The following is a 13,091-nucleotide window of genomic DNA, read 5'->3' as shown; positions in this document are numbered from 1 at the left end:
TAGACAGAGCAATAGCTCGACTTGACGTTTTCGTAGTGCTGGAGGCACCCACCATGACCACCTTCGTGGACCGCGTCGAACTGCATGTCGCCGCGGGTAACGGGGGCCACGGCTGTGCCTCCGTCCACCGTGAGAAGTTCAAGCCGCTCGGCGGTCCCGACGGGGGCAACGGCGGCCGTGGCGGCGATGTGACCCTGGTCGTCGACCAGTCGGTCACCACGCTCCTCGACTACCACCACAAGCCCCACCGCAGCGCCACCAACGGCAAGCCCGGCGAGGGCGGCAACCGCTCCGGAAAGGACGGCCAGGACCTGGTCCTGCCGGTTCCGGACGGCACGGTGATCCAGGACAAGGCCGGCAACGTGCTCGCCGACCTGGTCGGCCACGGGACGTCCTACGTCGCAGCCCAGGGCGGTCGCGGCGGCCTCGGTAACGCCGCCCTGGCCTCCGCCCGCCGCAAGGCGCCCGGCTTCGCGCTGCTCGGCGAGCCCGGCGACCTCCACGACATCGTCCTGGAGCTGAAGACGGTCGCGGACGTGGCCCTCGTCGGCTACCCCAGCGCGGGCAAGTCGTCGCTGATCTCCGTCCTGTCCGCCGCCAAGCCGAAGATCGCGGACTACCCGTTCACGACCCTCGTCCCGAACCTGGGCGTGGTGACGGCGGGCGAGACCGTGTACACGATCGCCGACGTGCCGGGCCTCATTCCGGGCGCCAGCCAGGGCAAGGGCCTCGGCCTGGAGTTCCTGCGCCACGTCGAGCGGTGCAGCGTGCTGGTGCACGTCCTCGACACGGCCACGCTCGAATCCGAGCGCGACCCGCTCTCCGACCTCGACATCATCGAGGAGGAGCTCAAGCAGTACGGCGGTCTCGGCAACCGGCCGCGGCTGGTGGTCCTGAACAAGATCGACGTGCCGGACGGCAAGGACCTCGCGGAGATGGTGCGGCCGGATCTGGAGGCTCGCGGTTACCGCGTCTTCGAGGTGTCCGCGGTCGCCCACATGGGGCTGAAGGAGCTTTCCTTCGCCCTCGCCGAGATGGTGGGCGCGGCGCGCGCGGCCAAGCCGAAGGAGGAGGCGACCCGGATCGTCATCCGTCCCAAGGCGGTCGACGACACCGGCTTCATCGTCAGCCTGGAGGAGGACGGTCTGTTCCGCGTCCGGGGCGAGAAGCCCGAACGCTGGGTTCGGCAGACCGACTTCAACAACGACGAGGCCGTCGGCTACCTCGCCGACCGGCTCAACCGCCTCGGTGTGGAGGACGCGTTGATGAAGGCGGGCGCCCGCGGCGGCGACGGCGTCGCCATCGGCCCCGAGGACAACGCGGTCGTCTTCGACTGGGAGCCGTCCGTGACGGCCGGCGCCGAGATGCTCGGCCGCCGCGGCGAGGACCACCGCTTCGAGGAGCCGCGCCCCGCGACCCAGCGCCGCCGGGACAAGCAGGCCGAACGCGACGAGGCGGCCCAGGAGTTCGAGGGCTTCGAGCCCTTCTAGTCCTCCTGGCCCTCCTGGCCCTCCGAGCTCGTCCAGCCCATCCAGCCCATCCAGCCCATCCGGCCCTCTTCCCTTCACCTGTCGGACCCGTTGCGGTGAGCCCGCAACGGGTCCTTCTTTGTCCCGTCACTTGTCATGCACGCGAATCCTGAGTTCGGCCAATGGCAGCAAAAAGAGGGACCGGCCGGGACGGGTAACGAGGCTCAGACCCCCCGTAAAGGCTGCCCTCGCGGAACGTGTGGAATTCTGCGGCAATGACCTGTCCGACGGGCTCTATTCGAGGCCGGCCGGAACCGATCCGCAGCGGCCTGGTCATGTATATGAAGAACACGTGTAGTCCGACCTCACGGGACGTGAAGATCTCCCCATCGAACGGATGGGCGTACGAATGATCGGCGGCCCGGCAGGCCGGGGACGCCCGGATCGTGCCCGAGGTGGCCGCTCAGGCCCTGTATGGGGGCCGGCGGCGGTGGTCGCCGACCCCGCCCGGGCCCCAGCGCGCCCCGTGCGCCGGACTTCGTCGAAGGAACTCGCACGCGTACTCGGACACCGCTGCCTCAAACGGCTGCGGCGGCGCTGACACCCGTCCACAGACGTTAGAGTCAGCCTGGTCACCGCCGCTGTCACTGCCGTCATTCTCGTCACTCTCGGCAATGGGTTACGCCTTGTGGAGTTACTCACAGGATTTCCAGGGGGCTTCCATGGGAAGCCGCGTCGACGGCTTAGCAATCGCCTGCGGTGGAAGGTGAATGCCAGGTTGCGAGCATATTTGCAGCGAACGGCGCTCACCTTGCATCGCGGTAACCGAAAGTGGGACGCTTTCACCGTCCCTGTCGTCCCAAGGTAGGTCCTCTGTGTCTCAGCGCATAGCCAAGCCCCGTACCACCGCAGTGATCCTGGCCGGTGGCACCGGCCAGCGGGTGGGTCTGTCGATCCCCAAGCAGCTGCTGAAGATCGCCGGCAAGGCCGTCATCGAACACACCTTGGCCACCTTCGAGAAGGCCGACTCGGTCGACGACATCATCGTGCTGATGGCTCCGGGCTACGTGCCCGACGTCGAGAAGATCGTGTCCAAGGCCGGGTTCGAGAAGGTCCGGGCGATCATCGAGGGCGGCTCCACGCGCAACGAGACCACCGAACGCGCCATCGCCGCCCTGGGCGAGGGGCTGGCCGACGGCGAGGACCTCAACGTCCTCTTCCATGACGCCGTACGCCCTCTGCTCTCGCAGCGCGTCATCGACGACTGCGTGGCGGCGCTGGAGCGTTACCAGGCCGTCGACGTCGCCATCCCGTCCGCGGACACCATCATCGTCACGCGCACGCACGGCGAGGACGGCGAGTTCATCACGGAGATCCCCGACCGCTCCCGGCTGCGCCGCGGCCAGACCCCGCAGGCGTTCAAGCTGTCCACCATCCGCCGGGCGTACGAGGTGGCGGCGGGCGACCCCAACTTCCAGGCCACGGACGACTGCACGGTCGTACTGCGTTACCTGCCCGACGTGCCGATCCACGTCGTGGCGGGCGACGAGTACAACATGAAGGTGACCCAGCCAGTCGACGTGTTCATCGCCGACAAGCTGTTCCAACTGGCCTCCTCGGCCGCCCCCGAGCAGATGGGCGAGGAGGTCTACCGCGAGCTCCTCACTGACAAGACCGTGGTCGTCTTCGGCGGTTCGTACGGCATCGGCAAGGACATCGCCGAACTCGCCGGGTCCTACGGCGCCAAGGTTTACGCCCTGGGCCGCTCCACCACCGGCACACACGTGGAGAACCCGGAGGAGGTCGACGACGCCCTGTCCAAGGCGTACAGCGAGACCGGGCGCATCGACTACGTCGTCAACACCGCGGGCGTGCTGCGCATCGGCAAGCTGGCCGAGACCGACAATGCGACCATCGAGGAAGCGCTGAAGGTCAACTACCTGGCACCGGTGCAGATCGCACGTTCGGCTTACAAGTACCTCGCCGAGACGAAGGGCCAGTTGCTGCTGTACACCTCGAGCAGCTACACCCGCGGCCGCGCCGAGTACAGCCTCTACTCGTCGACCAAGGCCGCGATGGTGAACCTCACCCAGGCCCTGTCCGACGAGTGGGCCGGTGACGGCATCCGGGTGAACTGCGTCAATCCGGAGCGTACGGCGACGCCCATGCGCACCAAGGCCTTCGGCCAGGAGCCCGCGGGCAGCCTGCTCTCCTCCGAGGCGGTCGCCCGCACCTCTCTTGACGTGCTGCTTTCCGAGCTCACCGGCCATGTCATCGACGTCCGTCAGCAGGACCCGACGGCGGCCGCGGGCAAGGCCTCCGGCTTCGAGCAGGCCCTGGCCGGCGTCCTGGACCGACAGGACGGCGTGGCATAATCAAGCGTAAATAGCCAGTGAATTTCAGGCCTCTGTGGCTCCCTGTTTACGGAGAATTCACAGAGGCCTGAACCCGTAAAGCGTTCGAAACATCCGAAAAACCTCCGAAACCTTCACAAAGGATTTTCCGGACTTTTTAGGCACCTATGACCGGCCCCCTCCCAGAGCAGGTTTCCCCGTGATATCCACCGCTATTCGCGTAGCCCGGGTGGGCTCCGCGGCCGAACTGGCCGCGGCGGTCCTCATGATGCTGGGCTACCCCGGCCTCATGGCGGCCGCGCTCGTCCCGAGCGCCCCCGCCTTCGCCGCCGCGGCCGCCGTGACGTACCTGGCGGACCTCTACCTCCACCGCAAGGGCAGTCGCCTCATCGGCCTGCTGTCCAAGGTGCGGGCCGGTCTGTCCACCCGGTTCCTGGTCCGCGAGCTGCTGCTGATCCTGCTGCTGGCGAGACTCGACCTCTCCCAGGAGCCGGTCTTCTACGCGGCGATCGCGTGCTTCACGGTGTTCTTCGGTCTTCAGGCCCCGCACGGCGCGCTGGCCACCCTGATCGGTAAGCGCCGTCAGATGCCGGTCGTGACCAGGAACGTCGACATGGCCTCCCGGCTGCGCATACCGGACGCCCCACCGCGCCTCCTGCTGCGCGGCGCCACCGTGAAGATGCTCCACCTCGACCTCGCGGCCGTCGTGGGCCTGCTCGTGTGCGCGCTCACCGACTCGGTGCGCCCGGGCTACGTCGGCATCGCCGTCACGCTCGGCCTGGGCGCGCTGTACGTCCTCGCGCTGGTGCCGCACCTGCGCGGGCGTCGGCTCCCGCCCAGGGCCCCCAAGGTCCTGGCCGCGGTCAGCGCCTGGCTGCGCGAGTACCGGCCGGAGACGGTGCTGTACTTCTCCGGCTCCGACGACTCCGCCTACCAGGTCAACATGTGGTTGGAGACCATGGAGCAGATGGAGGCCCGGCCGCTGATCCTCCTGCGTGAGCGCACCGTCCTGGAGAAGATGGCGCCCACCTCCGTCCCGGTCATCTGCGTGCCCGGCGGGATCCACCTGATGAACCTGGACCTGTCCATGGTGCGGGTCGCGCTGTACTGCGCGAACGTCGGCAAGAACATCCACCTGCTGCGTGTGCCGACCATGAAGCACGTCTTCATCGGCCACGGCGACAGCGACAAGGCCGCCAGCGTCAACCCGTTCACCAAGGCCTACGACGAGGTGTGGGTCGCCGGCCGCGCCGGCCGCGACCGGTACGCCATCGCCGATGTCGGCATCCGCGACGAGGACGTCGTCGAGGTCGGCCGCCCGCAGCTGGCGCCGATCGCGGCCGCGCAGGACGGCCCTCCGCAGGACAGGATCCCCACGGTTCTCTACGCGCCCACCTGGGAGGGCTGGGACGACAACCCGGGCAACACCTCGCTCATCCTGGCCGGCGAGAACATCGTCACGAGGCTGCTCGCGGCCGAGCCTCCGGTCCGCGTCCTGTACAAGCACCACCCCTTCACCGGCAACCGCAGCGCCAAGGCGGCGACCGCCCACCGGCGGATCACCGCCCTGATCAAGAAGGCCGCCGCCCAGCGCGCGGCCGACCCCCGCTTCACCGCGGACCCGGCGGCCCAGGCGAAGGCCAAGGCCGAGCTGACCCGCCTCAAGGCCCGCCTGGACGGCCTCTCGCTGGCCTTCGACGAGCGCGCCGACGAGGCGGTGACGAGCCGCGACGGCATCGTCGACGTCCGTAAGCACGAGGAGGCCGCCCGGCTGCGCGCCGAGTGGAACGAGACCTACTGGCGCTCCTTCCCCTCCTTCGAGCACCGGGTGATCACCGGCGCGGGACCCCGGCTGTACGACTGCTTCAACGCCTCCGAGGCGATGGTCTCCGACATCTCCAGCGTGGTCTCCGACTTCATCGCGAGCGGCAAGCCGTATGCGGTGACGGACTCCGCGGAGCTGGGCGCGGAGGAGTTCAGGCGGCAGAACACCGCGGTGCGCGCGGCGGTGCTCCTCAGCAACAGCGCCGTCGAGCTGGACCAGCTGCTGGACGCGGTGCGCGACCCGGGCGCCGATCCGCTGGCCAAGGACCGCAAGGAACTCAAGGAGTACCTGCTCGGGCCCGACCAGCCCACGTCCCTCGAACGGTTCGACACCGCGCTCACCGATCTCGCTCTGAAGGCCGAGGCGCGCAACGTCGGCCAGGAGTCCCACGGCGCCGTGACGATGGACCCGCTGGACGGCCCGCCGGACGACGAGGCGGAGCTGCCCAAGGGCGTGACGGCTGTCTGACGCCCGCCTGACGGACGTGTGCTGAGGCCGGGCCCCTCGGAGAGATAATCTCCGGGGGCCCGGCCTTTCGTGCATCCTGTGATACGGAACACGTGGAGAAACCGAGGCAACCCTCTGTGTTCATCCGTCGTCTATCGGATGTCCAGAGCATTCATTGGGGGACAGTTGCGTGGTGAGAGGGAACAGTGACCGTTGCGCAGCCTGACGTCACCGTGGTCATCGGGGCGTACGAAGCGATGCCGTACCTGGTCGAATGCCTGGCATCGGTCGAGGCACAGACGCTGGACCCGGCCCGCATCGAGGTCATAGCCGTGGACGACGGCTCCCGGGACGGCACCGGGGAGTACCTGGAGGAGTTCGCCGCCCGCGCCCCCATGCCCGTCACGGTGATCCGGCAGGAGAACTCCGGCGGCCCCAGCGGCCCCCGCAACGTCGGCCTCGGCAAGGCCACCGGTCGCTACGTGTTCTTCCTCGACGCCGACGACCGGCTCGGCGCCGAAGCCCTGGAGCGCATGGTCGCCATGGCCGACGCCAACGGCACGGACGTCGTCCTCGGCAAGATCCAGGGTGTCAACCGCAACGCGGCCAAGTCGATGTTCGGCAAGAACGTCGGGCGTACGGATGTGTTCTCCTCCAACATCAAGTTCACGTTGAGCGCGCAGAAGCTGTTCCGCCGCGAGCTGCTGACCCGGCACGACATGCGCTTCGACGAGTCCCTGTGGACGGGCGAGGACGCACTGTTCACCATGGAGGCCTATCTGCGGGCCGACGGCATCTCCGTGGTCGCCGACTACACCTGCTACTACCTGGTGGGCCGCACCGACGGCAAGCAGGTGACGAAGACCGGGAGCTACACGCTGCGCTTCGACTCCGCGCGCGCCCTGATGGGCCTGCTGGAGCGCCTGGTCCCGCCCGGCGCCAAGCGTGACGTGCTCATGGTCCGCCCGTTCCTGGTCACCGTGCTGCCGCAGTTCGGGCCCATCTTCCTCAGGAACGACGAGGAGATCCGGCGCACCAAGCTGGAGCTGGCCAAGCCGCTGATGGACGCCTACTGGAACGAGGGCGTGGCCCAACGCCTCAACGTCCATGAGCGGCTGCGCCTGGAGCTGGTCGCCCGGCAGCGCTCCGACCTCCTCGTGGACGTCCTCGAGTTCATCCAGGCCAAGACCGAGCCGACCCCCGTCCTGAAGAAGCGCAACACCCAGCTCTACCTGGCCTACCCGCACTACGGCTCCGCCGAGGCCGGCCTCCCCGACCGCGTCTACCTCGCCGAACCCCGCGAGGCCAAGGCCTACCCCGGCTGGCGCAAGGACCCCACCGAAGCCTTCCTGCGAGGCTTCACCCGCAAGGTCCGCAGAAGGCTCAGCAGACTCCGCCGGCGCACGGTCAGACCGGGGGGCACCGCGGCGGTGTGAGGGAGGCTCACCGTCGGCCGGACCCGGCGGTCTAGGCGCGCACGGTGGGCTCCCTGGGCTTCAGCCGCGCCGGGTCGTAGGTCACGCCGGTCTGGGCGCCGACGCCCATCTCCACGACCGCGATCTTCAGCCTGCCGATGAGCGTGGTCAGCCGCCGCAGCGTCTGCACGCCGTTCGAGAAGACTTCGGTGTCCGGCAGGGTGAGGATCTTGTGCGCGGCGTCACTGAAGATCAGTTTGCGAGCCGTCACCGCTCCGCCGCTGTCCGCGCAGTGAAACCCGCGCGCGGCGTGCGCCCCCGTTCGCGTAGATTGCCTGGCGGGCAGGCGTCGACCTACGTGAGGGGCGAAGAACAAGGTGGCAGGGGCAAGGCAGGCCGTGGGCGAGGCCCGCAGGATCGTCGTCAAGGTCGGCTCGTCGTCGCTGACCACCGCCTCCGGCGGCCTCGACGCCGACCGGGTCGACGCGCTCGTCGACGTCCTCGCCAAGAGCCGCAGCGGGGGAGAGAAGGAGATCGTCCTCGTCTCCTCGGGCGCCATCGCCGCCGGCCTCGCCCCCCTGGGCCTGCGCCGCCGCCCCAAGGACCTCGCCCGCCAGCAGGCAGCCGCGAGCGTCGGACAGGGCCTGCTGGTGGCCCGCTACACCGCCTCCTTCGCCCGCTACGGCGTCCGCGTCGGCCAGGTGCTGTTGACCAGCGACGACATGAGCCGGCGCGCCCACCACCGCAACGCCTCCCGCACCCTGGACAAGCTGCTCGCGATGGGTGCGTTCCCGATCGTGAACGAGAACGACACCGTCGCCACCGACGAGATCCGCTTCGGTGACAACGACCGGCTCGCCGCTCTCGTCGCCCACCTCGTCCACGCCGACCTGCTGGTTCTGCTGTCCGACGTCGACGGCGTCTACGACGGCGACCCCAGCAAGCCCGGCACCTCGCGGATCGCCGACGTGCACGGCCCCACGGATCTCGCGCACGTCGACATCGGCAGCGCCGGCAAGGCGGGCGTCGGCACCGGCGGCATGGTCACCAAGGTCGAGGCCGCCCGGATCGCGGCCGCCGCCGGCATCCCCGTGGTCCTCACCAGCGCCGTCCACGCGGCCGACGCCTTCACCGGCGGCGACACCGGCACCTACTTCCACCCCACCGGCAAACGCTCCGCCGACCGGCTGCTGTGGCTCCAGCACGCGTCCACCCCGCAGGGGTCGCTGACCCTGGACGACGGGGCCGTGCGGGCGGTCGTCGAGCGGCGCACCTCGCTGCTGCCGGCCGGGATCGCCTCCGTCGAGGGCGAGTTCAGCGCGGGCGACCCCGTCGAACTGCGCGATGCCCGCGGGCGCGCGGTGGCCCGCGGCCTCGTCAACTTCGACGCCAAGGAAATCCCCCGACTGATCGGCCGATCGACCCGGGACCTGGCGCGGGAGCTCGGCGCGGAGTACGAACGCGAGGTCGTCCACCGGGACGACCTGGTGATCCTGCACCCGTAAACCCGCTCGAACGGTCCGTACCGGTGGGGGACGTTCCGTGAAACCGCCCCACGGAGCCGTGCGGCCTGCTCAACTTTGTCTCAGGGACTGGCTGCGGGACTCCGGCGGGCTGCCGCGGGACGCATTCCGCACGAGCGCTGCGTAAAGGAGGCCGTCGTGAGACGAGTGCGCCCTGGGGTGGCAGCGGCCCGTGGGAGTACCGGCGGGACCGGTTCGAAGTCGTCGTCGGCAGCGTCGGCGTCCTCGGCGTCCTCGGCCTCTTCGCGTACCGCCGGGCCGGCGGCGTCACGCCCGGCGGGTTCGGCGTCGCGGGCGCCCGGCGAGGAGCGCGCCCTGACCAGCGTGGCGGCCGGTGAGCGGTACCGGGCCCAGGAGGCCGCCGACACGAAGGGCGAGCAGCCCGTGGACCTCCCCCGCCTGTGGCACGTCACCCTCAGCGTCTCCGGCGAGGAGGCCCCGGTGAAGGAGGTCCGGCGCGCGCTCGAACAGCTCGCCCACGACCACCCCTTCCTCCTGACCAGCAGATACGCGGGCGATCACGCCGAGATCCGGTACTGGGAGGAGGCCCGCGACCTGCACGACGCAGCCGCCGTCGCCCTGCGCCTGTGGGGCGAGCACCGCCAGACGGCGGGGCTGCCGCCCTGGGAGATCGTCGGCCTGGAGGTCATCGACCGCCAGACCTACCACCAGCGCATCGCGGAGGGCTACGGCCCGGCGCCGGCGACCCCTGTCGGGGTTCACCCCTATTGACACTTTTGGTGAACGTGTCGCGGGGCGGCGCGCCCGGAGGACGCCTCAGGGGCGCCCGGGCCCGCTTCGGGGCGCCCCGGGTCCGTCTCGGGGGTGTCTCGCGGGGTGGAACAAAGGGTGGACGGGTCCGTGTGGCGCACTACCCTTCCGGTATGACCACGCTTTCGCCGTACGACTCCATGTCCCCGGTCACCCGCGCCGCCTATCGCGCCAAGGCGGCCGCCGCCGACCTCGCGCCGCTGCCCCGGGCCGCCAAGGACGATGCGCTGCTCGCCATCGCGGACGCGCTGGAGGTCCGCACGAGCGAGATCGTCGAGGCCAACGCCAAGGACATCGCCAAGGCCCGCGAGGCCGGTACCAGCGAGTCGATCGTCGACCGGCTGACCCTCACCCCGGAGCGGGTGCGGGCCATCGCCGCCGACGTGCGGGACGTCGTGGCGCTGCCCGACCCGGTCGGTGAGGTCGTCCGCGGCTCCACCCTCCCCAACGGCATCGACCTGCGCCAGGTCCGGGTCCCGCTCGGCGTCGTCGGCATCATTTACGAAGCCCGCCCGAACGTCACCGTGGACGCCGCCGCCCTCTGCCTGAAGTCCGGCAACGCGGTCCTGCTGCGCGGCTCGTCCTCCGCCTACGAATCGAACACCGCCCTCGTCCGGGTGATCCGCGACGCCGTCGGCGGCGCCGGGCTGCCCGCCGACGCCGTCCAGCTGGTGCCCGGCGAGGGCCGCGACAGCGTGCGCGAGCTGATGCGCTCCCGCGGTCTGGTCGACGTCCTCATCCCGCGCGGGGGCGCCTCGCTCATCCAGACCGTCGTCACGGAGTCCGCCGTCCCGGTCATCGAGACCGGCACCGGCAACTGCCACGTCTACGTCGACGCCCACGCCGACCTCGACATGGCCATCGACATCCTGATCAACTCCAAGGCGCAGCGGCCGAGCGTGTGCAACGCCGCCGAGACCCTCCTGGTCCACCAGGACATCGCCCCCGTGTTCCTGCCTCGCGCCCTCGACGCCCTCGCGGAGGCGGGTGTGACCGTGCACGCCGACGAGCGTGTGCTGGCCTACGCCAAGGACTCCAAGGCGACCGTGGTCGAGGCCACGCCCGAGGACTGGGAGACCGAGTACCTCTCCTACGACATCGCCGCCGCCGTCGTCGACTCCCTCGACCGGGCCGTCGAGCACATCCGGCTGTGGACCTCCGGCCACACCGAGGCCATCGTCACCACGTCGCAGCAGGCGGCCCGCCGGTTCACCCAGCTGGTCGACTCCACCACGGTGGCCGTGAACGCCTCGACCCGCTTCACCGACGGCGGCCAGTTCGGCTTCGGCGCGGAGATCGGCATCTCCACCCAGAAGCTGCACGCCCGCGGCCCGATGGGCCTGCCGGAGCTGACCAGCACCAAGTACATCGTCACGGGGGACGGGCACGTACGGCGCTGAGGCGTTCGCCGGGCCGGACGGGCGCCGTGACAGGCGTCTCATCCGGCGGATGAATTTCCATACCGTCTGCCCAAATTGACCCCCCAGGTCTACTCTGGATCCGTGCCGGAGGACGTGGGGGGTATGCCGTTCCCTGACGGCTGGGAGCCCGACGACGACCACGACCGCGGAGTGTCGGACGAAGAGTTCGCTTCCGTGGTCTTCGACGAGGCCTTCGTACAGGCGGCTGTGGTGCACGAGCCGACCGCCGTCGAACGCCTCCTGGCCGCCGCGGAGGCGAGAGCCGAGGCCTCTGAGGCCGAGGCCCGCAGGGCCCGCGCCCGAGGCGACCGCTACGACGACGCCTACGGCCCCGACGGACCCGGCGTTTTCGGCCATGATCCGGATCTCGACGACCTGGACGACGCCGACCTCCTCGAAGGCCGCTACGGCGCCCCAGGGACCTACGGCAGGCAGGTCCGCTGGCATCGCCCCGTGGCCTGGATGCTCGCCGTTGTCATGGGCGTCGGCATGGTCGCGCTGGCCTTCGCCGCGGTCTACCGGGGCGCGTCCTCGGGCAGCCGCGACCCGGTGCCGCCGCCCGCCACGACCGGCCTGGAGCAGGGGAGCGTGCCGCCTCCGTCGGCCTCCGCCAGCTACTCCCAGCCACCCGTCTCCGCGGTCCCGCGCACGCCCTGAACACATGTGCGACGCAGGGCCGTGCGAGGGGCCTGCGTGCGGGGCCGAAGCTGGTGAGAACCTGTCAGAACTTGTCGTACAGCGGGGCGTTTACCTGGGGTCCGTGCGACCTACTCTGAAAGTATGGCCGGGCTTGGAGACCCACCGGAGGGGACACCCGAGGGCACTCCGGGAGGTGGAGAGGACGAATACCGATCCGTCGTCTTCGACGAATCGTTCGTCCGTGCTGCCCGCCTCCAGGAGTACTCCGCGCACGAGCGCATGGCCGACCACGCGCCCGCCGTCCGCCGCCGCCCGCCCCTGCGGCGGGGTCTGTCCCGGCAGGCGCTGATGCTGGTGCTGCTGATCGCCATCGCCTTCGGCACCGCCGTATACATGGGTCTACGCAGCCCCTACCAGAGCGCGATGGCGCGCGGGCCCGTCGAGCCCCTGCGGATGACCGTCATCCCGCTCTCCCCGCAGGGCGTCGTGCCCGGGGCGGCCGACCCCGAGTCCCTGTTCGCGCGCAGTCCCGCCGCGCAGTTCCGCATCGGCGCCGAGGGCATTCCGCTGCCCGCCTCGCGGCGCACCGAGCACTTCTCCGACGGCCAGGTCGTCACCGCCCTGACCACGGCCAAGGACTACATCGTGCACTCCTCCCTCTTCCCGGAGGTGCTCACCGGGCAGCAGGTGCGGCCCGTGCGCGCCCTGATCGACGCCGACCAGCTCGACCAGTTCGACGAGAGCTTCAGCCACCCGGACGCCGACGGCAGGCACGCGCCGACCGGCTGGCTGGTCCGCTTCGACCCCTCCCAGGCCCAGCTGGCCGACACCAGCATCCGCGTCCAGGGCACGCTGCAGGCCGCCGAGACCGACTCCACGACCCTCGAGGTCACCGCCGACCACACCTTCGTATACGCGCTCCGGCCCACCGGCGCCGCCGCCACGGCTCCGGCCTCCCTCTTCACCGTCCGCCGCGAGCTGCACTTCCGTTTCGACCGCGAGGACCTGCGCACCCACCAGGTCCAGCTGATCGTGTCCTACGTCCAGGCCGGCCCCCTGTCCTGCGCCGAGGACTCCACCAACCACCTGCGCCCCCTGCTGGCCGGCCAGACCGCGAAGGCGGGCGGCCCGGCCGGCACGGACCCCTACGCAACCGGTGGCGCGACGCCTCTGTGCGGCGCCCTGGCGCCGAGCGCTCAGCCGAAGGCGTGAGCGGTACCCGTCGCG

Annotated in this window: 10 protein-coding genes; 9 read left to right on the top strand and 1 reads right to left on the bottom strand. The window is 70.3% G+C overall.

Going from position 1 to position 13,091, the window contains the following annotated elements:
- Positions 1-53 precede the first annotated feature (53 nt).
- The 4 genes from obgE (at position 54) to ACIBAF_RS03935 (ending at position 7,531) form a co-directional block, all read left to right on the top strand.
- Positions 54-1,490, top strand: a complete 1,437-nt coding sequence (gene obgE, locus ACIBAF_RS03950; protein WP_399461506.1) for a GTPase ObgE — start codon at positions 54-56, stop codon at positions 1,488-1,490.
- Positions 1,491-2,344: 854 nt separating this feature from the next.
- Positions 2,345-3,844, top strand: a complete 1,500-nt coding sequence (locus ACIBAF_RS03945; RefSeq protein WP_399461505.1) for a D-ribitol-5-phosphate cytidylyltransferase — start codon at positions 2,345-2,347, stop codon at positions 3,842-3,844.
- 178 nt (positions 3,845-4,022) lie between these two features.
- Positions 4,023-6,116 (top strand): hypothetical protein, encoded by a 2,094-nt coding sequence (locus tag ACIBAF_RS03940; protein WP_399461504.1) that lies wholly within the window; start codon positions 4,023-4,025, stop codon positions 6,114-6,116.
- 185 nt (positions 6,117-6,301) lie between these two features.
- On the top strand, positions 6,302-7,531 hold the full coding sequence (locus tag ACIBAF_RS03935) for a glycosyltransferase family 2 protein (RefSeq protein ID WP_399461503.1): 1,230 nt from the start codon (positions 6,302-6,304) through the stop codon (positions 7,529-7,531).
- Between the two features lie 31 nt (positions 7,532-7,562).
- Here ACIBAF_RS03935 and ACIBAF_RS03930 read toward each other — a convergent pair whose 3' ends face one another.
- Positions 7,563-7,781, bottom strand: a complete 219-nt coding sequence (locus ACIBAF_RS03930; RefSeq protein WP_399461502.1) for a hypothetical protein — start codon at positions 7,779-7,781, stop codon at positions 7,563-7,565.
- 127 nt (positions 7,782-7,908) lie between these two features.
- Between ACIBAF_RS03930 and proB the strand changes: the two genes are divergently transcribed.
- From proB to ACIBAF_RS03905, 5 genes are all read left to right on the top strand, one after another.
- Positions 7,909-9,015 (top strand): glutamate 5-kinase, encoded by a 1,107-nt coding sequence (gene proB / locus ACIBAF_RS03925; RefSeq protein WP_399461613.1) that lies wholly within the window; start codon positions 7,909-7,911, stop codon positions 9,013-9,015.
- Positions 9,016-9,171: 156 nt separating this feature from the next.
- Positions 9,172-9,765 (top strand): hypothetical protein, encoded by a 594-nt coding sequence (locus tag ACIBAF_RS03920; RefSeq protein WP_399461501.1) that lies wholly within the window; start codon positions 9,172-9,174, stop codon positions 9,763-9,765.
- A 152-nt stretch (positions 9,766-9,917) separates the two neighbouring features.
- Complete coding sequence (locus ACIBAF_RS03915; RefSeq protein ID WP_399461500.1) at positions 9,918-11,204, top strand: glutamate-5-semialdehyde dehydrogenase; 1,287 nt, start codon at positions 9,918-9,920, stop codon at positions 11,202-11,204.
- A gap of 102 nt (positions 11,205-11,306) precedes the next feature.
- On the top strand, positions 11,307-11,882 hold the full coding sequence (locus ACIBAF_RS03910; protein WP_399461499.1) for a hypothetical protein: 576 nt from the start codon (positions 11,307-11,309) through the stop codon (positions 11,880-11,882).
- Between the two features lie 123 nt (positions 11,883-12,005).
- Positions 12,006-13,076: a hypothetical protein gene (locus tag ACIBAF_RS03905; RefSeq protein WP_399461498.1), complete on the top strand. Its 1,071-nt coding sequence runs from the start codon at positions 12,006-12,008 to the stop codon at positions 13,074-13,076.
- Positions 13,077-13,091 lie beyond the last annotated feature (15 nt).

The organism is Streptomyces sp. NPDC051677 (assembly GCF_044453465.1).
Lineage (GTDB): Bacteria > Actinomycetota > Actinomycetes > Streptomycetales > Streptomycetaceae > Streptomyces.
Note: the sequence above shows the minus strand (reverse complement) of the source record. Positions and strands in the feature narration are given on the sequence as shown.

Bases quoted from the DNA above. Each gene is read 5' to 3' on its own strand.
- obgE (WP_399461506.1), top strand. From the start codon at position 54: ATGACCACCTTCGTGGACCGCGTCGAACTGCATGTCGCCGCGGGTAAC.
- ACIBAF_RS03915 (WP_399461500.1), top strand. From the start codon at position 9,918: ATGACCACGCTTTCGCCGTACGACTCCATGTCCCCGGTCACCCGCGCC.
- ACIBAF_RS03905 (WP_399461498.1), top strand. From the start codon at position 12,006: ATGGCCGGGCTTGGAGACCCACCGGAGGGGACACCCGAGGGCACTCCG.